This is a genomic window from Desulfocastanea catecholica, assembly GCF_054657295.1.
The window spans coordinates 166,333-187,158 of the sequence record NZ_BAAHYZ010000001.1 but is presented as its reverse complement, the minus strand read 5'-3'; the positions used below and the strand labels follow the sequence as shown (position 1 = coordinate 187,158).

General features: G+C 52.1%; 23 protein-coding genes. 5 read left to right on the top strand and 18 right to left on the bottom strand.

Going from position 1 to position 20,826, the window contains the following annotated elements; translation table 11 throughout:
* Positions 1–377 precede the first annotated feature (377 nt).
* Complete coding sequence (locus ACYQ8U_RS00830) at positions 378–578, top strand: hypothetical protein (protein ID WP_459943604.1); 201 nt, start codon at positions 378–380, stop codon at positions 576–578.
* 164 nt (positions 579–742) lie between these two features.
* Here ACYQ8U_RS00830 and ACYQ8U_RS00825 read toward each other — a convergent pair whose 3' ends face one another.
* From ACYQ8U_RS00825 to ACYQ8U_RS00805, 5 genes are all read right to left on the bottom strand, one after another.
* Complete coding sequence (locus tag ACYQ8U_RS00825; RefSeq protein WP_459943603.1) at positions 743–2,377, bottom strand: ABC-F family ATP-binding cassette domain-containing protein; 1,635 nt, start codon at positions 2,375–2,377, stop codon at positions 743–745.
* 83 nt (positions 2,378–2,460) lie between these two features.
* Positions 2,461–2,616, bottom strand: coding sequence for a hypothetical protein (locus ACYQ8U_RS00820; RefSeq protein WP_459943602.1), 156 nt, complete (start codon positions 2,614–2,616; stop codon positions 2,461–2,463).
* A 98-nt stretch (positions 2,617–2,714) separates the two neighbouring features.
* Positions 2,715–2,915: a cold-shock protein gene (locus tag ACYQ8U_RS00815; protein ID WP_136812728.1), complete on the bottom strand. Its 201-nt coding sequence runs from the start codon at positions 2,913–2,915 to the stop codon at positions 2,715–2,717.
* A gap of 105 nt (positions 2,916–3,020) precedes the next feature.
* A complete protein-coding gene (locus ACYQ8U_RS00810; protein WP_459943601.1) occupies positions 3,021–4,298 on the bottom strand; it encodes a DEAD/DEAH box helicase in 1,278 nt (425 codons plus the stop codon).
* A 574-nt stretch (positions 4,299–4,872) separates the two neighbouring features.
* On the bottom strand, positions 4,873–5,364 hold the full coding sequence (locus tag ACYQ8U_RS00805) for a YehS family protein (RefSeq protein WP_459943600.1): 492 nt from the start codon (positions 5,362–5,364) through the stop codon (positions 4,873–4,875).
* A 418-nt stretch (positions 5,365–5,782) separates the two neighbouring features.
* Here ACYQ8U_RS00805 and ACYQ8U_RS00800 point away from each other — a divergent pair, with 418 nt between their 5' ends.
* Together ACYQ8U_RS00800 and ACYQ8U_RS00795 are read left to right on the top strand one after the other, a co-directional pair.
* Entirely contained in the window at positions 5,783–5,995 is a 213-nt protein-coding gene (locus ACYQ8U_RS00800; RefSeq protein ID WP_459943599.1) for a dodecin family protein, read from the top strand.
* Between the two features lie 177 nt (positions 5,996–6,172).
* Positions 6,173–6,460 (top strand): alpha/beta fold hydrolase family protein, encoded by a 288-nt coding sequence (locus ACYQ8U_RS00795; protein WP_459943598.1) that lies wholly within the window; start codon positions 6,173–6,175, stop codon positions 6,458–6,460.
* Between the two features lie 27 nt (positions 6,461–6,487).
* On the opposite strand, the gene ACYQ8U_RS00790 is transcribed toward ACYQ8U_RS00795, so the two are convergent.
* From ACYQ8U_RS00790 to ACYQ8U_RS00755, 8 genes are all read right to left on the bottom strand, one after another.
* Positions 6,488–6,976 carry a tetratricopeptide repeat protein gene (locus ACYQ8U_RS00790; protein WP_459943597.1) on the bottom strand — a complete coding sequence of 163 codons (489 nt, stop codon included), beginning with the start codon at positions 6,974–6,976 and terminating at the stop codon, positions 6,488–6,490.
* Between the two features lie 65 nt (positions 6,977–7,041).
* The gene (gene mrcB, locus ACYQ8U_RS00785; protein WP_459943596.1) at positions 7,042–9,393 is read right to left on the bottom strand and encodes a penicillin-binding protein 1B; all 2,352 of its coding nucleotides are present in this window, start codon (positions 9,391–9,393) and stop codon (positions 7,042–7,044) included.
* A gap of 83 nt (positions 9,394–9,476) precedes the next feature.
* The gene (locus tag ACYQ8U_RS00780; protein WP_459943595.1) at positions 9,477–10,388 is read right to left on the bottom strand and encodes a DMT family transporter; all 912 of its coding nucleotides are present in this window, start codon (positions 10,386–10,388) and stop codon (positions 9,477–9,479) included.
* Positions 10,389–10,484: 96 nt separating this feature from the next.
* Positions 10,485–11,162: a metal-dependent hydrolase gene (locus tag ACYQ8U_RS00775; RefSeq protein ID WP_459943594.1), complete on the bottom strand. Its 678-nt coding sequence runs from the start codon at positions 11,160–11,162 to the stop codon at positions 10,485–10,487.
* A gap of 195 nt (positions 11,163–11,357) precedes the next feature.
* On the bottom strand, positions 11,358–12,578 hold the full coding sequence (locus ACYQ8U_RS00770; protein ID WP_459943593.1) for a type III PLP-dependent enzyme domain-containing protein: 1,221 nt from the start codon (positions 12,576–12,578) through the stop codon (positions 11,358–11,360).
* On the bottom strand, positions 12,578–13,072 hold the full coding sequence (locus ACYQ8U_RS00765; protein WP_459943592.1) for an SET domain-containing protein-lysine N-methyltransferase: 495 nt from the start codon (positions 13,070–13,072) through the stop codon (positions 12,578–12,580). The genes ACYQ8U_RS00770 and ACYQ8U_RS00765 overlap by 1 nt, the downstream gene beginning before the upstream one ends.
* A gap of 262 nt (positions 13,073–13,334) precedes the next feature.
* Positions 13,335–14,249, bottom strand: coding sequence for a homocysteine S-methyltransferase family protein (locus ACYQ8U_RS00760; protein WP_459943591.1), 915 nt, complete (start codon positions 14,247–14,249; stop codon positions 13,335–13,337).
* The gene (locus tag ACYQ8U_RS00755) at positions 14,246–14,413 is read right to left on the bottom strand and encodes a hypothetical protein (RefSeq protein WP_459943590.1); all 168 of its coding nucleotides are present in this window, start codon (positions 14,411–14,413) and stop codon (positions 14,246–14,248) included. The genes ACYQ8U_RS00760 and ACYQ8U_RS00755 overlap by 4 nt, the downstream gene beginning before the upstream one ends.
* Before the next feature lie 185 nt (positions 14,414–14,598).
* Between ACYQ8U_RS00755 and ACYQ8U_RS00750 the strand changes: the two genes are divergently transcribed.
* Positions 14,599–15,477, top strand: coding sequence for a carbohydrate kinase family protein (locus ACYQ8U_RS00750; RefSeq protein ID WP_459943589.1), 879 nt, complete (start codon positions 14,599–14,601; stop codon positions 15,475–15,477).
* A gap of 71 nt (positions 15,478–15,548) precedes the next feature.
* Positions 15,549–16,031, top strand: coding sequence for a PaaI family thioesterase (locus ACYQ8U_RS00745; protein ID WP_459943588.1), 483 nt, complete (start codon positions 15,549–15,551; stop codon positions 16,029–16,031).
* Between the two features lie 119 nt (positions 16,032–16,150).
* On the opposite strand, the gene ACYQ8U_RS00740 is transcribed toward ACYQ8U_RS00745, so the two are convergent.
* From ACYQ8U_RS00740 to lpdA, 5 genes are all read right to left on the bottom strand, one after another.
* Positions 16,151–16,660, bottom strand: coding sequence for a ferritin-like domain-containing protein (locus tag ACYQ8U_RS00740; RefSeq protein ID WP_459943587.1), 510 nt, complete (start codon positions 16,658–16,660; stop codon positions 16,151–16,153).
* A 135-nt stretch (positions 16,661–16,795) separates the two neighbouring features.
* On the bottom strand, positions 16,796–17,782 hold the full coding sequence (locus tag ACYQ8U_RS00735) for a serine/threonine protein kinase (RefSeq protein WP_459943586.1): 987 nt from the start codon (positions 17,780–17,782) through the stop codon (positions 16,796–16,798).
* Positions 17,783–17,785: 3 nt separating this feature from the next.
* Positions 17,786–18,241 (bottom strand): universal stress protein, encoded by a 456-nt coding sequence (locus ACYQ8U_RS00730; RefSeq protein WP_459943585.1) that lies wholly within the window; start codon positions 18,239–18,241, stop codon positions 17,786–17,788.
* A 45-nt stretch (positions 18,242–18,286) separates the two neighbouring features.
* Positions 18,287–19,234 (bottom strand): ketopantoate reductase family protein, encoded by a 948-nt coding sequence (locus ACYQ8U_RS00725; RefSeq protein WP_459943584.1) that lies wholly within the window; start codon positions 19,232–19,234, stop codon positions 18,287–18,289.
* 155 nt (positions 19,235–19,389) lie between these two features.
* Positions 19,390–20,823 (bottom strand): dihydrolipoyl dehydrogenase, encoded by a 1,434-nt coding sequence (lpdA, locus tag ACYQ8U_RS00720; protein WP_459943583.1) that lies wholly within the window; start codon positions 20,821–20,823, stop codon positions 19,390–19,392.
* Between the last annotated feature and the right edge of the window lie 3 nt (positions 20,824–20,826).

Below are 20,826 nucleotides of genomic sequence, written 5' to 3'. Positions count from 1 at the left end.
CTTCTGGTGTAGGATGTTGACAAAAAAGCGTGAGGATATTGCCTCCCGACGTGGGCTGACGAGAAAAGAGTTAGACATTTCAATACCTGCATGTATAGGGTAGACAATTTTTGGCCATATATCAATGTGCAATGTAGCTGGAGGTTTCTTTGCGTTATTTTCTTTCTTCGAGACAACGGTAAAAGAAAATCAGCAAAATGGAGGTCTGCAAAATTGCAGTACTACCAGGTGAAGTTGTATCTTATTGAAATAATATGAAAGATTTCTTGACAACGTGTTGTTTGATGATGATAGAAGAACAGCACTAGCAGAGGATTTTCTAGTGTTTTCAACAGGTACAGGTTGTCGTTGAGTCATTCAAAGAAAGGAGAAACAGAATGTCGGAAAAGAAAGAGAAAAAAGAGAAGAAGGAAAAGAAAGTGAAAAAGGAAAAAGATTCCAAAAGTACGTGTTGTGGAGAAACTGTCTGTGTAACAAAAGACAACAAAAAGGACAAAAAGGACAAAAAGGACAAGAAGGACAAAAAAGACAAGAAAGAGAAGAAGGGAAAAAAAGAGAAGAAGGACAAGAAAAAGTAGCAAGGTGAAGCCAACGCAGACCGGTTGCGCTTTTTTCTGCGCCGCTGCAGTTGTTTTTCCTGATGGATAACCGCTACTTATAGTTATTCATCAGGAAAATAGGTACAGAAACTGCCTGTCGGCGTACCGGTCGTGTCTGTTGAGCTACACAGCCGCCGGTGTTGTTACGCCGCCTGCTTTTCGAGATAACCATTTTCTTCTGACAGACTGCCTTCCTTCATTTCCAGGAACTGATCAAAATTCATCAGCACGTCAAGTATCCCGTCTGGCGTGATTTCGATAATTCTGTTGGCCACGGTGGAGACAAACTGATGGTCATGGGAGGCAAAGAGGACAACCTCCGGGAAAGCCATCAGGCCGTTGTTGAGCGAGGTGATGGATTCAAGATCGAGGTGGTTGGTTGGTTCATCGAGGATCAGCACATTGGCATCGGCGAGCATCATTTTCGACAGCATGCACCGTACCCGCTCGCCGCCGGAGAGAACGGAAGTTTTTTTGGTTGCCTCTTCTCCGGAAAAAAGCATTTTTCCGAGGAAACCGCGGATAAAGCTCTCGTCCTGCTTGGGTGGAGCAAACTGGCGTAGCCAGCCAACCAGATCGAGCTGGTCATTATCAAAATAAGCCGTATTTTCCTTGGGAAAATAGGCGCTGCTGATCGTTACACCCCAGCGGAAAGTGCCTGCATCCGGTTGGAGTTCTCCCGCGAGAATCTGGAACAGGGTCGTTTTCGCCAGACTGTTTGGGCCGACAAAGGCAATTTTGTCACCATTGTTGACGGTCAGGTTGAAGTCTTTAAACATGGAAATCCCTTCGATCTCTTTACTGAGTCCCTTGATCTCGAGGATGATATCCCCACAGGGGCGTTCCGGTTTGAAGACAATGTAGGGATATTTTCGTGACGAGTTTGGCATGTTGTCGATGGTGAGTTTTTCCAGCAGTTTTTTACGTGACGTCGCCTGCTTGGCCTTCGAGGCATTGGAGCTGAAACGGCGGATAAATTCCTTGAGTTCTTCCGCCTTGGCCTTGACCTTCTTGCTCTCGGTTTCCTTCTGGCGGAAATGCAGCTGACTGGCTTCGTACCAGAAATCATAGTTGCCGACGTAGATCTCGATTTTGCCAAAATCAATATCGGCCATATGGGTGCAGACCTGATTGAGGAAATGCCGGTCATGGGAGACGATGATCACGGTGTTGTTGAAGCGGGAAAGAAATTCTTCCAGCCAGTTGATCGTCTTCAGGTCGAGCTGGTTGGTCGGTTCGTCGAGGAGCAGGATATCCGGGTTGCCGAACAGGGCCTGGGCCAGCAGCACCCGTACCTTGTCGCTCCCATCGAGTTCCTTCATTTTTTTCTGGCGCATCTCTTCGGGGATACCGAGGCCTTTGAGTAGCACTGAGGCCTCCGCCTCCGCCTCGTAGCCGTTCATTTCGCCGAACTTCACTTCCAGTTCCCCGGAGAGGATACCGTCTTCCTCGGTAAAATCCGCTTTGGCGTACAGGGCTTCACGGGCGGCCATAACCTTGTAGAGCTTCTTATGGCCCATGATCACGGTATTGAACACGGTGTGTTCGTCAAAGGCGAACTGATCCTGGCTGAGCATGGCGATGCGCTGCCCAGGACCTTTGAATATTTCACCTCGATCGGCATCAAGTTTTCCTGCGAGGATCTTGAGAAAGGTCGACTTGCCGGCACCGTTTGCGCCGATCAGTCCATAGCAGTTGCCGGGGGTAAATTTAATATTGACATCTTGGAAAATAATTCTCTTGCCATAGGAGAGTGCAATATTCGATGCGGTAATCATGGTTGTGTCCTCAGGTAAAAGCCAAAAGGATACATCCCATGGCCTAGAGTGTTCTTTGAAAAGAAATGCAGGGTGTTACAAAGTTAATCTTCCGCAGGAACAGGGGGGGCCGTTTCGTCGATGATTGCCTCGACAGGGTCCGTCGGTTTTTCCTGTTTGCGCAGCTTTTTTTCTTCCTTTTTCTTTTTCTTAGCTATTTCTTTCTGTCGTTTTTCGTATGAATAGTTTGGTTTGGCCAAGACTCTCTCCTTTATGTTGGTTCGTGTCGGCATAAAATTGATGATCATAAAAAAAGCCCCCGCTGAGAGCGGGGGCTTTTTGTGGTCGAACTCAGTTCTTACTGCTGGACAACATTTGCAGCAGCAGGACCTTTGGGGCCATCGACAACCTCGAAGGTCACTCGTGCGCCTTCTTCAAGAGATTTGAAGCCCTGAGCCTGAATTGCGGAATGATGAACAAATACGTCGTTGCCGCCATCTTGCTCAATAAAACCGAAACCTTTTGAATCGTTAAACCACTTTACTGTTCCTTCAGCCATCTTGTACTACTCCTTTTTACTGGGTTCCGCTGGAACCCTTTTTTATATAGCCGAACCATCACTTCGATACTTCGACTGGAAGTCTGGATGTCCAGACAAATCAGATTATCTTTGTCCAGGTTTGCTCGTTCCGAAATCAAAAGAGCACGCCTTACTGCGTCGGCTTTTGCCACGGGTGGCTGTCGCCGCTTTGTTGCCTCTCGGCGTTGGTCGAGAAAAATTTTCTCTTTTTTCTCCTCTGCTCGTTTCCTCGTCTGCCCTGGGAGAGACACAGGCCGGCGGGGTCACTTCACGGCTCATTTTTTTGCCGAGATTCCGTTCGATGAGTGATATCATCTTTCCGTCATCCCGATCGGCAAATGTTACCGCCTGACCGAACCGTGTGGCGCGACCGGTCCGTCCGGTGCGGTGTGTATACGTTTCGGCCGTGTCCGGCACATCATAATTGATGACATGGGAAATGCCAAGGACATCAATGCCGCGGGCGGCGATGTCGGTGGCGACGAGGATTTTAAAGGTGCCGTCGCGAAAACCATCCATAGCCTGCTGCCGTTTCTGTTGCGACAGGTTACCCTGCAGCGAAGTCGCGCTGTAGCCGGCATGCTCGAGCACCAGGGCCAGGCTTTTCGCCTTGTATTTGGTGCGGGTGAAGATGAGCGTACAGGTCATTTCTCCCTCGTCGATAATACTTTTCAGCAAGGAGGTCTTGCGCGCTTTGGCTACCTGATACAGCCGATGGGAGATCGTCGGGGCCGGCAGCGTATGATTGATCTGCACGGTCACCGGCTTGTAGAGAATCTCTTCGGCCAGGTGACGGATTTCCTGCGGCATGGTAGCGGAAAAGACCAGGGTTTGACGTTTCGTCGGCAGTTGCTTGATTATTCGTCGAATGTCCGGCAGGAAGCCCTTGTCAAACATATGGTCGGCCTCATCTAAGACCAGCACTTCAACGGCTCTCAGGTTGAAGGCGTTCTCGCTCAGCAGGTCGAGTAGGCGACCGGGACAGGCAACAATAATTTCCGCACCGGAGCGGATGCCTTTTATCTGCGGCTGTTTGCCGACGCCGCCGTAAACGACAACGCTGCGCAATCCCGTATTTACTCCCATCTTTTCGATATTGTCATGGATCTGTTCCGCCAGTTCTCTGGTCGGCGCGACGATCAGCGCCCGCACTGTTTTGCGGGGACCTTCCAGGAGTCGCTGCAGCAGGGGCAGAACAAATGCCGCTGTCTTTCCGGTACCGGTCTGCGCCAGGCCAAGCATGTCACGGCCGGCAAGGATTGGGGGGATAGCATCTTTCTGGATGGGGGTGGGGGCGGTATAGCCGCAGGCAGCAATGCCGGCGTTTACCTTGGGATGAAACTGAAATTCATTAAAACTCATTAATACTCCAATATATTTCGTGGTGAGATACCGGGGTTCTTCCCTGGTTTCTCGATCTGCGCATCTTGTTCGATCCGCTGGTTAATCTGTAATGTTAAACCCCGACAAGCGACGTTTTTATCGCTGCTTTGCGGGGGGTACGCACCTGCAGTAGATACTTTCCTGTAAAAAGAAAAGAATCTCCAAGGTACTTAACGTGTATTGGTATTGGTAATGGACACTGCTGTCCACCATCTACACATAATTGAAACTTTTTGTTTGATGAGAAGTCTGATCTCGGGCGAGCTTTGATGTGCAAAACTGTGCCGTGCGGCTTGAAAGGGTGCCAAAATCAGTTTCGGTCTTCGGTCCTGGTGTAAGTGAGAATTCCGACAAAAAGATTCATACTGTTTTAAGTAATCAGCATGTGCTTCGACGGCAACGAACGACGCTTGGGAAACAACGAGGTTAACGAGGACTACCTGAAGGGGATGTGCTCCTACTTAATTTGATTCAATGAAGGCTATTATACCTGCTTTTAAACATTGTGCAAGGAAATAAAAAACTAAAGAGTTATTTGAGGTGCAAGTGGGGCTCATTTCCATTTGAACTCCGCTTCCGGCTCAATGTCGGGGCGATATTGTATTTGCAACCCCTGCAGGAAATTGCGGAGAATCTGGTCTTTGCAGCTCCGATAGTTTTTGTGATCCGGTTTACGGAAAAAAGCACTGAGTTCGTGCTTGCTCATCGGTAAGGCGGCCAGCTGCAAAATCTTCAGTATATCATCGTCCTGGAGGTTTAAGGCGATTTTTAATTTTCTGAAAATAATATTGTTATTCAAACGTTGTTCCGGCTTGGGTTGTGGCCCCTCACGCTGGCCTCGTTTGTCATTGATCAAGCCGTTAAGAAAGGCAGCCAATTGCGTGTCACTGCAGTTTTTGCCGGCGGGATCATCATCTTTTTTCAGCCACTCACTGATTTGCGTTCGAGTGACCGGGTAGCCGGCCAGGGCAAAAAGAGCAATCATTTTCGAGTCGGTAAAGTTGAAGGTAAATCGGATGCGGCGTAAGATATCGTTATTCTTCACAAGTATTTCCTTTGCTGAAAACTGCTGCTTTGCTGTTTGGTGGTGTTGGTCTCTGCCCAGCTGGAAAATTTGTTGCTGCGGCATTTATTTTTTTCCGCCGGTTTTACCCAAAGGGTCAAGGCGGGAAACTACTTTTGTTTGACAATCTACCTCAAGTCGTGGAATTTGGCCTTCAAATTTCTTCAACAAAGCGTTATAGTAACATAACGGTTTGTTGCATTATGCCCGTTTCGACCTGCCCCTGTTCAAAATAACGATTTTGATATCTCTGCACCAGACCGGTTTACTTTCAGAATGCAGTGCGGTCGCCAATAACAGTATGGAATTACTTCTGAGCAAGTGATGTTGTGCAGGTATTACCTGTACTTCATCGAAAATCAGTAGATTCTACTGAAAACCTTAACCAAGGAGAATCCCTATGTCTGAGAGTGTGTATAAAATTATCGAAATGGTTGGATCGAGCCCCGTATCATGGGAAGAAGCTACCAAGAACGCTGTTTCATCCGCTGGAATGAGCCTTCGCGACCTGCGTATCGCCGAGGTCGTCACTCTGGATATGAAAATTGATGAAGGGAAACCGGCTGCCTTTCGGGCACGGGTGAAGCTTTCTTTTAAACTTCTTTCCGACTAAGCGGCATTTCTTCCAGACCTCTTCCTGAAAATTCTGCAACCAGGGAAGGGGATACAGGGGGCCGTATTGATGAGGGGAGTTTGGCATACTGTCAAATCTCCAGTGGTCAATCACGGCCCTCTTGATATTTCTATGCGTAGATAAGGTAAGACAATTACATCGTTTCTGCAGAAGCCTATGCCCGACACCTTTACTCCGCCATATCTCCTGCGCAATCCGCATCTCCAGACCATGCTTGCCAGTTTGCGTCCCAGAAGATATTTCATCGGCAGACGGGCGGACAATCTTCTTCGCCAGGCAAAAGAACGGATTCTCGATTGCGGCAAGGGGGTCCGACTGCTCGGTTCCTACAGTTGCCGAGCTGACAGCAGGGAAAACATTGTCGTGCTGATCCATGGGTGGGAGGGCAGTATGGACTCGAGCTATCTCCTGTCCGCCGCCGGGATGTTATTTGATCACGGTTAATAAGTACCTTTATGCCGTTGCAACCTGTTATCGGCCGGCGGCTTTTTTCAAAGACTCCTGTATAATCCAATGGTTTTTTTGGAGAATTGCGGTGTCTGATCCCGCCAGGGAGTTCGATTTTGCAGCGAGAGCCCGGGCCTGCTCATATTGCTGCTGCTGCAGTTTGACCTCGGCCATTTGCGTCCAGAGCATGGCCTCTTTAGGTGCTGCGCGCAGGCCTCTCTCCAGAATTGCTATGGCAAGATCAGGTCTGCCCTGAAGCGTCGCCTGCTCTGCCTGTCGGCTGAAATCAGCGGCGATAGCGCTGGTCTGCTTTGGCGGTGGCGGTTTAACTGGTTGCACCTGCGGCACCAGCGGCTTTGTTACCGGCGGTTTTGTTACCTCCGGCTTCGTTGCGGCCGGCGGTGGCGGATAATAGACAGGTTGTTTGGGAGAGACGGTACAACCCTGGAAGAGCAGGGTAGCCGAAAAGGCGAGGAATAACAGGAGAGATGGTGTTTTCGTTGCGTTGTTCATGGCTTTGTTTAGGGTAGATTTTTTGTAATATGTTGCAATGTGACCGGCAGGCCTGGCAGGAGCTTTCACCGGAAGACATCAAAAATATTTTTCAAGCCTTTATGCAAGGTTTTTTCCAGGCTATTGCTGTTGGTGTTGCTGGTGTTGCTGGTGTTACTGGTGTTGTTGTCCGGCAGACCGCAAGAGACCACTGCCGGCAGCGAGCCGTCGCGCATAAAAGGCAGCAGTGTTGCCTGGTTGGTCGTGCATTTTTCGCTGAAAATCCTTCCAGTGGCAATATCTGCGTAGTACCAGTCGATCGTATCGGGCGGTAACGGCTGCAGTGGGCTGGTGCCGATTGCCGCCATGGCCGATGCCCACACCCCCAGAGCCCCGGTTGCCCCGGTGAGACCGGTTGGTGTGTTATCGTCTCGTCCCACCCAGGCCACGGCAACATGCATACCACTGAAACCGGCAAACCAGGAATCACGCAAATTATCGGTTGTCCCGGTTTTTCCTGCAACGGTAAGCCCTGCCGGCAGGAGGCGCTGCAACGAGCCTGCTGTCCCGGTGGTTGTCACACCCTGCAGGGCGTTGGTCAGGCAGAACACTGCGGCCGGGTCGACTGCCTGCTGCACGGTCAATGGGTAGCGCTGCAGGGTGTTGTTTGCCTGATCGGTAACGGCAAGAATAGCCCGTAAAGGGGTTTGGTAGCCGCCGGCCGCAAGAGTCTGGTACATCTGTAAAACATCGATGGGCGGCAGTTCAATGGCGCCGAGCAGCAGGGATGGATAGGCCTGGATATTTTCCCGTATGCCGAGATTATGCAGCATAGCAATCACCGCATCCAGTCCCAGCTCCATGCCCAGTTGCACCGTGGCGGCATTGTAGGAATGTATCAATGCCTGCCTCAGGGGCAGGGCGCCGTGAAAAATGTGATCATAATTTTCCGGTCGCCAGGTTTTCCCTCCGGCAAGCGGCAGGTTAATCGGGGTGTCATAGACGGTGGTCAGGAGGTTGTATGTCTCAGGTCGGGCCAGGGCGGTGAGGAAAACGGCCGGTTTAATCACCGAGCCGATCGGTCGTTTCATGTCCAGGGCGCGGTTGAATCCATTCTCGTGGGCCACCCGATCTCCGACGACCGCGACCACCTCCCCCTGATCTACCGAGGCGATGACCAGGGCTCCCTGCAGGGTGTTCGCCGCTTTGATCCCGCGACGTTTTTCAATGGCGGTGAGTTCGCCGACAAGGCTGGCCTCGGCTTTTTGCTGGATAATCGGGTCAAGGGTAGTGAAAATGGACAGCCCTTCGCTGCGTAAATCCTCGTCTTTGTAGTCTCGTGCCAGCTGACTGCGCACCAGCTGCAGAAATGCCGGGTAGGGAGTTACGCCGGAGGGAATTTCCTCGGTTACGCCGAGAGGTTTATTTTTCAGTTGGTCTCTTTTCTCCGGGTTGATCAATTGGCCAAATGCGAGGCGGTCAAGAACCTGATTGCGCCGAGATTTTGCCCGTTCTGCGTGATGTCGCGGATTATAATAGGATGCGCCTTTGACGATTCCGACCAGCAAGGCGACCTGGTCCGGCTCTAATTCAGCAAGATCTCGAGCGAAATAGAAGCGGCTGGCCATGGCAAAACCGTGGATAGCCCGTTTGCCGTCCTGACCGAGGTAGACTTCGTTCAAATAGGTCTGCAGAATCTCGTCCTTACTGTAGTGGTATTCAAGCAACAGGGCCATGACAGCCTCGTTGGCCTTGCGGAGCAGGGTCCGCTCACTGCTGAGGAAGAGGTTTTTTACCAGCTGCTGGGTCAGTGTGCTGCCGCCCTGGACAGTCCTGCCCGCCCGCAGGTTGGCAAGGCCGGCCCTGATGATTGCCGTGGGTCTGATTCCCTGGTGGCTGTAAAATTTTCTGTCCTCAACCAGGAGCAGCGTGCTGAGCAGCAGTTCCGGGGTGTTGTCCAGTTTAATAAGCAGTCTGTCTTCGTTATGGTTTGGGTATATGGAGGCGAATTGTACCGGTTCCAGGCGAAACATGCCCAGCGCTTCTTTGCTGTTGACATCCACCAGGGTGGCAATGCTCTGGTTATGGATCGTCAGCTGCACAAGAGTCGCCGGCTGCAGGGCATCTGGAAAAGGAAAAGTCCGGCTGTAGATGGTGATCCTGCTGCCTGCTATGCCGTACTCTCCAGGCTTTTCAGGGACGTTTCGTCGGCTGTAGCGCAGCTGGGTCAGTTCTTTCTTCAAGGTGTCAACCGAGATTGTTTTACCGACATACAACTCCAGAGGCCGGGCATAAATCCGTGCCGGCAGCTCCCAGCGCCTTCCCTCAAAACGACTGGTGATCTGTTTGTCGAGTTTTTGTATATACGGCACAGCGAGCAGCAGGCAGGCGGCTGCAAAAATGAGCAAAAGGGTCAGGAAGAGAGTTGATTTTTTCATGCCCTTTGCAGAGGCAACGCGACGAATTTTTTTTCTTCGAGGTGGCATACGGTTTCTCAAGAATCAATTTTTTTATAGGAGTATCATGGTTGACGGGCACCCCTTCTGTTCACCACAATGAGTCCTGTCACAACAAGAAGAATAGCACCGATGAGGTTGGTGGTCAGTGGTTCATTCAGCATGGTAACACCGAGAAATACTCCTGAAATCGGCATGATGAAGACAAAGGAGTGCAGTGCTGTGGGGCCGAACCTGCGAATCAAGGTATTCCAGGCAACCATGCCGAACGATGCCGTGATAAATGTCTGGTAGAACATAGCCTTGATAATCGAAGCATCGATAAATCGAACCATTTCACCATCCCAGAGATAGCCGCTCAGCAGAAAAAACGGTGTCGCCAGGGATATCGGGTAGAGGGTGATCTGGAGCGGGTGGAAGCCGTCAATAATAGTTTTTATGTAAACAACATGACAGCTCCAGACAAGGACCGCAAGAAGAATGAGCAGATCTCCCCGCAGAACATCGCCGGTTAAAGCGACATTGTCAAAAAAAAGCAGCAGCACTCCAGCAAAACCGAGAACAAGACCGGAGATTTTTTTCAGATTGATGGTGTCGCCGGGAATGAAGTAGTGCGCCAGGATCATGACGAAAAAAGGAAGCACGTTGGCAATCAGGGTGGCGTGAGAAGCCGTTGTCTTGTTCTGGCCAATGTAAAAGAGCGACAGCTGGACAAAAAAGAACAGGGCAAGAATGATGAGCTGAGGAACTTGATTTTTCCGCACGGCCAGAGGCCTGCCGGTGCATGTTGCATATAAAAAAATCACCACTGCGGCAATGCCGAAGCGCACTCCCGCGGTGGTAAAGACTCCCAGTCCGGTCAGACTGATTTTTATGGCCACCCCATTGGCGCCAAACAGACCACACAGAAAGATGGTGAACAACGATGCGCCAAGGGGCAGCCCGTGAGGGGACAAGACATTGCTTTTAGTTTCCAACGGACTGCCTTTTTGGTAGCGATCGAAGCCTTTGCACCATGGGGTTACTGCACCAACAGGAAGTTATCTCTGCCAATACTATTGTTTTTTGAGGCTCTATAACTCAATTTCCTGGCCAAATTCCATGACCATGGCCTTCTTGCCGATCGCCTCAAGCTGTTTTTTAAATTCGTTTGGATCCGCTTCGATGATTGGAAAGGTATTGTAATGCATGGGAATAGCCACCCCAGGTGCGGCAAGTTGCACGGCTTTCACCGCATCCGTTATGCCCATGGTAAAATTATCGCCAATCGGTAAGAGCATAAAGTCGAGCGGAGTCATCTCGCCGATCAGTTTCATGTCGTAAAACAGACCTGTATCGCCGGTGTGATACAGTGACTTGCCGTCGATGGTCAATACCACGCCGGCAGGCTCGCCGCCATACGTATTGTCCGGTGTCATCGAGCCATGGTGGGCAATGGTAAATTTCAGCCTGCCGAACTCGAAGAGGTGGGCGCCGCCAATGTGCATATTATGGGCCCGGAACCCTTTGCCGATGCAGTAGTTGGCCAGTTCGTTGACACAGATAAACAGCGGGTCGGTCCGTTTGGCGATCTTGAAGGCATCGCCAACATGATCGCCGTGTCCATGGGTCAGCACAATAAAATCGGCGCCCACGTCTGCCGATTTGACCGGTGAGGTCGGGTTGTCGTCAAGAAAAGGATCAATGAGAACGACATGACCGTCATCCGTGGTGATTTGAAATGAAGAATGCGAAAAGTACCTGAGTTTCATCTCTGCCTCCTAGTTGAAATACGTCTCTCGTTCTTTCACCTGAGAGTAGCAGTAACGGTCAATGTTTTCAATGAGTTTGTCCGTCGGCAGCTGTTCAGGATGCTAAGCCATATGAGTGGATGAAAGTAAGCATGAACCTGCTTAAAAGCAAAGAGGCAAAGCAGTGACAGTTTGCATGCATGCGGCATCCGGGATTTACGGCAACAGCAGAAATTCCTTGAAGGCCCCGCGCATGCAGTGATTGGAGGCCATCGAGGAAGAATAGGCCCCGGCGTTAATCAGCGCAAGGTATTTTTGTCCGGTCATATCCGGCAGCATGCTCTGTTCGGCCCAGACGTCAAGCGCTTCGTTGATGTGGCCAACCACATGAAAAGGCGCACGCTTCCCGGCAGCGCTGAAAAACAAAGGCACCGGCTGAAAAGGCAAGTTGTAGTAGGCCGGCTCGGGTGCGATATTAAAACCACCGTCGACTCCGAGAAAATGTGTCTGTTGCTTTTTCTCCAGGTACGTTATGCCAAGCAGCAGCAGTCCGGCATCCTTGACCAGATAATCGCCGGGTTCCACATCGATCACCAGATCACGCGCCGTGAAATGTTTTTTGATGATTTCTGCCCATGTGCCAAGATTGAGAGGCTGGTCCGAGGCGACATGGGGCACGCCGAGTCCCCCCCCGATATTGATCCTTTGCACGGTTGGCAGTTGCTCGACAAACCACAGACATTTCCCGACAACAGCCTGCCACTCCGCCAGTTGACCGGTGAGATAGCCGCAGCCGGTATGGAAATGAATCCTTCGAACCGTCAGACCTAGCGATGCTGCCAGGGCCAGGGCCTCAGGGAACTGCTCCCGGTAAATGCCGAACTTGGTGGTGGTCGGGCCGGCGTACTGCAGTAACTGGTTACTCGCCCGACTGACGCCCGCCGCGGGATTGATACGAATACCTATCTCCGATCCCGGCCGCCTTTTGCCCCATTCGCCGATCGCCTGCAGGGAATCGGCGTTAAACAGCAAGCCCTCGTAGCGTGCCAGCTGGTCAAAATCCTGCTGTGACAGACTCGTTGCGGTAAAGGAAATGTCCTGAGGGGTAAAGCCGCACCCCAGAGCATGCTCAACTTCCGCAGGGGAACAGGCATCTATGCCGCAGAGCCCGGTCTGTTTCAAAAAAGTCAACAGGGGGGCAAAACGGTTGGCTTTCATGGCGTAGAACAATCGGTGGTTCTGTTGTTGACCGACAGTCAGCAAGGCGTTTTTTACCCGGGTAATATTTTCTCTGACCCGTTGGGCGGAGTAGACAAACGAAGGGGTGCCGAACTGCCGGGCAAGATCGGCGACCCTCTGCCCGGCAAAATAAAGATGTTGCTGCTGGTAGCAAAGATCGGCTCTTTGCCACCAGTCAGGAGTCTGTCCGGCGTGCATTAGATAACAACGGACAAGCCGACAGGTTCGGGGAGGATGATGTCAGTATCTGAAGGTGCAGGTTTTTGATAGGGTAATTCCAGTCTGCCGGTGATCCAGCCGCGGCAGTTTTCCGCCCCGCAGGAGCAGGGAAACTGCTTGAAAAGATAATCTTCCGTCTCTGCATAATCCATGTACAGGTAACTGTTGGCTGCTATATCCTGCAGTGCCGTCACGGTCAGTTTTTGCATATCGACCGAAACGTTTGGTGCGCAGGAGTGCAGGAAATAACCGGAAAAATAAGGATCGAAGTTGTGACTTGTTGTGGACAACTGCAGGGTATGCTGTCTAATATCGGGCACCGCCTGTTTGGCTATTCTGGCCATAATCGTGCCTTTCTTAAAAGACCGGTAGGTGATTACTCCCATGCCGGTCATCTCGTCTTTGAAAACAATGGAAAAATCCTCAGCACGAGGAAACAGTGGATCATCGCCTAGTTCAGGGGGATATAACATTGGGGGGACTCCAGATAATAAGAGATTGAGAAAAACCTGCAATCCCGAGAACAGGATTGAGGGAGGATAAAAACGACTATATAAACGAAAATTTCAGGAATACAATTATTTTTTTATCAGGCCCTGAATTAATTGTATTTCTCTGCTGGGCAATGGTTTTCGGCAGCTTTTTTGCGCGACCATAAAATAGTCAGGATGTGTTGAAAAGTGTATGAATATATTATAAATTAGTTTTCCTGTCGCTGGTGGAGCGGTCATTTTTTCAGGATGGGGGGTCTGTCGAGCAGTACCGCTTTTTGAGCTCTCTGATATGTGCCGGGCCGATGCCGCAGCAGCCACCGATTATCTGCGCACCCATTTTGATCCAACGCCCTGCTTCAACGGCATATTCCTCGGGGGAAATAATGCCGTTGAACTCCCAGTTCGGCATGACAAAGCGTCCGGAATGGGCGTATACCCCCAGCGTACCCTGCCAGCAGGTCTTGAGCAGGGAAAGCGCCTCCGTCGCTTCGGCAACGTCGGTATGCATGATGAAGGCGGCGGAACCGCCAATTCGGGAAATTGCGTTGACCCCCTCGATGAGGGTCTGTTCTCGTTCCCACAACATAATGTTGCCGGCATCGTTGCGTCTGCAGCTAAAACCAAGCCAGACCGGCAGCCCGGTCGTGCCGGCGGCCTGCACGGCGAGGGATCCCTGCTCGATATCTTCGATCATTTCTATAAGCAGCAGGTCGACGCCCGATTCGGCAAGAAGTTCCGCCTGCTCGACATACCAGGACAATGCCTCGGTGAGTGGCGGATAACATTTTGTCGGATCGCTGCAGAAGGTGGTCGGGGCTAGTGAACCGGCGATTGCCACCGGGCGGGTTGCTGCTTTTCCCCTTGCCCGGACGGCCAGTTTGACGGCTTCTGTGTTGAGATGCCGGAACTGTCCCATCAGCCCGGCGGGCAGCAGCATATGCCTTGCTGTCGAAAAGGAATTCACGGTAATGATATCGACCCCGGCGTCGATATAATCTTCGTGAATCGCCTGGACTATGTGCGGATGGGAGAGAATCGCTTCGGCCGACCACGCCTTGCTGTTCATCGGCACCCCACTTTTTTCCAGTTCCGTGCCGGTGGCGCCATCAAGGAGTACCAGCTGCTTTTGTTGCAGTTTGTCTTCGATAAATGTCATACCATATGCCTCGATAAGGTGACAGCCGAATTGAACCGTTCCCGGTTGATGTTTATCGCCTCCTGGCCGACTTGTTGTTCAGCTTGCAGACGGAGGAAAATATCAGCATTGGGTATACCTCTGCCAAGCGGGACGACAAGAGCTGACAGGACGAAATTCTTCATTTGACCACCGAAAGTTGCGGACAGCCATCCCTGCCGAGGAGAAACAATGGGTGAAATGGCCGATGAAAGTGTCTATGTTATAATTTTACGATATGACCCGTTACCGTCGTGTCGTGAATAAATCGCTGAATATCACACATTATAAATACTTTAGAATAGCAAGTCTTTCAACAACGGAGCATTACATGAAAAAATTTACCATTGCCGGTATTGGTGAGCTGCTCTGGGATGTTTTGCCGGATGCCGAGGTCATTGGCGGGGCGCCGGTAAACTTTGCCTATCACGTTACGGCGCTCGGGGCAAGAGGCATCCCTATCTCGATCGTCGGCAATGATCCTCGCGGTGAAAAGGCCCTTGCCGAATTACAGGAGCGGGGCGTCGATATCTCGGCAATCTCGATTACGGAAGATTTTCCCACCGGCTATGTTCTTGCCACCCTGGATGAAGAGGGCAAAGCCGCCTATAGTTTTCCCGAGGAGGTCGCCTGGGACCATCTGCAGATAAATGAGTTTGCCGAAAATCTGCGAAGCAGCCTCGATGCGATATGTTTCGGCTCCCTGGCCCAGCGGTCCGAGCACTCGCGCCGAACCATCCATGGCTATCTTGACTCTCTTGGCCCCAAGACGATAAAGGTCTTTGATATCAACCTTCGGCAGGATTTTTTTACCAGACAGGTCATTGAAGCCTCATTACAGCGCACGGATATTCTGAAGTTAAACGAGGAGGAATTGCCGGTTCTCGCCAGGCTGCTGGAGCTGAAGGGGCCGGACGACGCATGGCTTTTCGCGATCATGCAACGATATCGTCTGCAGATGGCCATACTTTCCAGAGGCGGCAGCGGCAGCCTGCTCTTGACCCCGACGGAATCCTCGGATCATCCGGGGATTATCACCCATATTGAGGATACCATCGGTGCCGGAGATTCCTTCACCGCGGCGGCAACCATAGGCTATCTGCAGGGGCTGCCCCTGGATGAAATCAATGAACAGGCAAACAGAATTGCCGCCTATGTCTGTACGCAGCAGGGTGGTATGCCGCATGTACCGGATTTGTGGCAGGGCTGAGGTGCTGTCCTGCTGAGAGGATAACCTCAAAAGAAAAAACAGAAAAATAAGGAGTGACAAAAGAAATCATTATGAGCGAAAAATCTTTTCAGGACTACTATCCGGAATCTTTCAGCCATTGTTACGGCTGCGGCACGAAGAATGTTCATGGCCTGCATATCAGCAGTTTCTGGGACGGCGATGAAGCAGTCGCCACCTTTCATCCGAGACAGTTCCATCTGGCTTTTCCCGGCTATGTCTATGGCGGGCTGATCGCGTCCCTGATCGACTGCCACTGTGTCGGCACCGCGGCAGCTGCGGCATATAAAGAAGAGGGGCGGGAACTTGGTTCTCTTCCGCCATTCAGGTATGTTACCGGCTCGCTGCAGGTGGATTATCTCAAGCCAACCCCGCTTGGACCGCCCATTGAACTGCGGGCCAGGGTCGCCGAGATCAAAGGGAGAAAAACAATCCTTCTCGCCACGGTGTCGGTCGACAATATCGTTACCGCCAAGGGGCGGGTGGTCGCAGTACGCATGCCGGAGTCCATGCATCAGGAGCTTGTCCGAAAATAGGCATTTTGTTCAAAATCGAGGCGTTTAGGGAAAATAAGCACAGGCATATAGCTAATATTCCGAGCATTATTTTCCCTAAACAACGAAGAGTTTGGGCAAAATGGCATTTTCGGACAGGCTCAATATGCCTCTAAATCCACTTCCATGAAATTAAACCACATCCCGTTGTGTTGCGCATGATCCAGTTCGATCTGCACAACATCGACGTGGCGTTCTTCAATTTCAAGGAATTTTTCAAAGATGGCGTGAATCTCTCCCTCTGTTTTTTTGCAGGCATCGCGGTAGAAGGCCGACGTTTCTTTTTCAAGCTTCAACGCGCCGGCCAGCACCGATTTGATATCTCCCAGCATTCGCTGCGGGATTTTCGCCTTCAGTTTCTCGATCTTCGATTCAAGCTGCTTGACGGTCGGGATGGAGGTCACCAGCCGGTTAATATCGATAGCCCCCTTTGTTTTCAGCTGCTCGAGGCTGTAGAGTAAAAAATCGACATGGGACTGTTCATCGTCGGCCAGAGCCCGGAAGATTGCCCTGCCGCGTTCATCATCGATTATTTTGTCGGCCTCGCGATAAAGATCCCTGATTTTTTCTTCGTATTGTAATGCCGCGGCGAATATTTCTTGTGAATTCATATAATTTTCCTTTGCTGTTGTCTGTAGATAAATGAAATCAAGTGGTGCGCAACTCTCCGTGCGTCAAGACCTCTTGCCCAGCACAAAAAGTAGCCATGAAAGAACGGTTTGTCGATCAGCGTTTTGGTCGCGCAATCAGCCGTAGACCTGCTGGATACTTGCCGCCAGATCATCATAAAACTCGGTAACGGTGTCATACATGACGGTGGTACCGGTGCTGAAATGGAGGAGAATATCGTTGAAGCATCGAGGTACGTGGGGAAAGAGTTTTCTCAGGTTAAAGACCCTGTCCTGGGAGAGCAGTGAGAGATCGTTCCTGTCCAGGGTGGCAAAGATCTTTTCGCCCATTTCCGGATGCTGCAGGACATCGATCGGCCGCCAGTTTTTTCGACCGAGAATATACAGCAGGATGTTGCCGAGACCGATCAGGTCAAGGGCGAAGGGACGTTCGGGCAGATAGAAGTCATAATCGAAATCAATCCAGCGATAGTGGCCGTCCTCCCGGTCGATGAGGATATGGTCTCTTCTGATGTCCCCGTGCTTGAAACCGTGCCGGTGGAGGAGGATAATCGCTTCCACCGCTTTGAGAAAACGGCGCAGGATACCTTCGACATGTTTTGTCAGATAGTCCACCTGGCTGCAGTCAATGCGGCCGATGGCGTTATCCAGCCGTGTGCCGGAGATGATATCGAGAATTCGCACGAGATTGCCGGCTTCATCAAGAGCCGAGTAGCCCTGCATAAACATTGAATTGCCGTGGACCAGATCGAGTACTCGTCCTTCCTTTTCCGGTCGGCGATAACATGTTACCGTCAGCGGTCCCAGGGCCAGGGTAAACGTTTCATGGAAGACCAGTTTGAGAATTTTCCTCTCCCCTGATTCCAGATCATAGACCTTCGGCACCCACTGTTTCGGCTGTTCTTCAATGCCGAATCGGCCTTCTTTGGTGTACCCGACCACCAGGAAATACCTGTTGTCGACATGGATGATATCGCCATAATCTATGCGCGTGAAATCACTGGTATCGGTAAAGATCGTCGGCTGCCTGCGGGTATTTTTCACGGCGTTGTGGCTTTGCAGCAGGGGGAGGATGTGCGGCGGGAAGAGGCTCCAGTCGACCATGGTTCACCCCACTATCCAGGTGGTGAAATCGTTGCAGTGTCTGGCCAGGGCGTTGGAGATAGAACCAAAGAGGAATTCTTCGGCCTTGGAGACGCCCCGTTTGCCGGTAACCACCGTACCAAAATTGCCGTTTCGCCGCACCTCAAGGACGGTTTCGCTGATGGTTTTCCCCTCTGCCATATGGGTGGTGCAGTAGATGGCATCGCGGATAATGTCGGCACGTACGAGAATTTCCAGGCATCTGCCGAAGATATGCTCGGCCTTGACGATGCGCTGGGCCTGGTATTCTTCCAGCACGCCGCCTTTCTGGGCAAAATCAGGCGGCGGCTCAGGATAAACATGTAAGAGACAAATTGACACTGCTGCTGCCTTGCCGGCGACCTGTCCAACATACTTGACCGCCCGGAGTGAGGATTCCATCTCGTCGACAGCAATAAGAATATTGTTCCAATCGGCCATAGCATCCCCCCTGTCTGAAGTTACATGGTGGCCCTTTCTTTTACATCATTGTTGTTCAACTCCTGGTTTCCAGCATTCCAGCAGCTTAATCAGTTCCAGCATGGTCTGGTGGGTGGGTACCTTCACCCCGTGTTCCTCGGCGTAACGGCAGATTGCCCCGTTTTGTGCGTCGATTTCGGTCGGCTGTTCATTGAGGATATCCTGCAGCATGGAAGAGAGGTTGTTGGCGCTTTTTTCACAGGCGTCAAAGAGCAGTTCATAGAGATCGGGATAGACCAGTACGATGGAGCAGCTGTCCGCCACCGCCCGGCCTTCATCGAGGAGCCGTTTCATCAGGGTGATGGACTCCATCTTCGAGGTGAGCGAGCCGTTCGGCACCTGGAGAATCGCCGACACCGGGTTGATGGCCGAATAGGTGATCACCTTGCACCAGAGCCTGCCGATGATGCTTTTCACCATCTGGGTCTCGATGCCGCATCGGTTGAACACATGATTGATGTTCTCCAGGCGTTTGGAAAATGTGCCGTTCAATTCGCCGATATAGGTTTTCGCCAGGCCGCCCTGTCTGACCCGGGCATCGCTGAGCGCGGTTCCCGACATAAAGGTGATGCCGAGGAGGATATTTTCCCGCGGGACGATCTTGGAGGCAACTTCCATATTGCCGAGCCCGGTCTGCAGACAAAGAAGCGGGCAGGCATCGCTGATCAGATGAGCGACGTCTTTTACCGCTGCCAGGGTGGCCTGGGACTTCACCAGGAGAAGGACCAGGTCCGCTTCCGTGAGAGAGTCGGCCGAGAACATGGCACGGACCGGAAAAGACTGTGCTTCCTCGGGGTGCTGGTTGCCATCCTCAATGAGACCGATCCCTTTTTCCTGCAGGGCCCCCAGGGTTTTTCGGTCAATATCGATCAGGGTGATTTCATTGCCGCCCTTGACCAGGAAATAACCAAAAAGCCTCCCGATTGCACCACCTCCGACAATGACAATCTTCATACTCCGCCTCCGTAGGTCAAGATGTTGGAAAAGCTGTCTGCGCGCCGCTCTTCCATGATACTCTGTGAACTTTCAGGGAAAAAATACACCTTCTTCATTTGTAATATACCATAACAACAATGCCCAGCCGCGGACTATTTTTTGTCGGCCATCCATCACCCGGATTTTTTCCGGGAGGGCAGGAGATGCGTCGGGCTGCCCAGAAAAATTTCCGCCGCCTCCGCCATGGTTTCCGACAGGGTCGGGTGCGGATGGATGGTCAGGGCCAGATCTTCGGCCAGGGCACCCATTTCGATAGCCAGGGCCGCTTCACTGATTACCTCTTCGGCATGGCGGCCGGTGATACCGACGCCATGGATTCTGCCGGTTTTCGGCTCGGTCAGCAGTTTGGTCAGACCGTCGGTCATGGCCATGGTCTGCGCCCGGCCGGAATATTTCCACGGGAATTTCTGTACCCCATAGGGGATATTGTCGGCAATGGCCTGCTGCTCGGTAAGGCCGCACCAGCTGATCTGCGGATCGGTATAGACCACCGCTGGAATTGTCCGGGCATCGAAAGCACTATTTTTGCCGCTGATCACCTCCGCCGCCACCCGTCCTTCACGGCTGGCCTTGTGCGCCAGCATGACGCCGCCGGCGACGTCACCAACCGCAAAAAGATGCGCATCGGCGGTCTCCTGTCGCTCATTGATCGAGATGAACCCCCGGCTATCGAGGGTGACGGCCGTGTGTTCCAGGCCGAGCCCGCCGCTGTTGGGCACCCGACCGATGGCTACCAGGGCCCGGTCGAAACGGCGCTGCTCCTTTTTACCGTTGTGTTCGAAGCTGACCTGCACCGCGCCATTTTCTTCGATGAGACCATCAATCTTTATATTGAGGAGAATGTCGGCAAACAAGGTGGCGAGTCGTCGGTGGAGCGGTTGAACCAGATCAGGATCAACCTGGGCCAGCAACCGGTTTTCCCGTTCCATCACGGTTACCTGGCTGCCCAGTGCCGCATAGATCGAACCAAGTTCCAGGCCGACATAGCCGCCGCCGATCACCAGCAAGGTCTGTGGAATATCGGCCAGGCGTAACGCGGCGGCGGCGTCCATGATCCGCCCGCCCGGAACAAATGCAACCCCCGGCAGCTCAAGCGGCCGGGAACCGGTGGCGATTATGGCCTTTTTAAAACGTATCCGGCTGATTTCGGCGCCTTCGAGCCGCACGGTCGTGGCACTGGCAAAGCGCGCCAAGCCCTGCACGAGCAGGATGCCCCGATGTCCGGCCAGGCCCACCAGACCCTCGGCCATGGTGTCGATCACCTGTTCCTGCCAGGCGCGCATGACCGCAAGGTCAAGTTGCGGCTTGCCAAAACTGATCCCTCTGCTCTTTGCCTGTCCGGCATCTAGGAGCAGTTCGGCGAGCTGCAGCAAGGTTTTCGAGGGAATGCAGCCGGTATGCAGGCAGACTCCGCCGGGGCGCGGGTTGGTATCGACCATTATCACATCCAGGCCCAGATCGGCCGCCCGAAAGGCGCTGGCGTAGCCTCCGGGGCCGCCGCCGATGACCAGCAGGTCGGTGTTCATTTCCATATCGCCCATTACCATAGT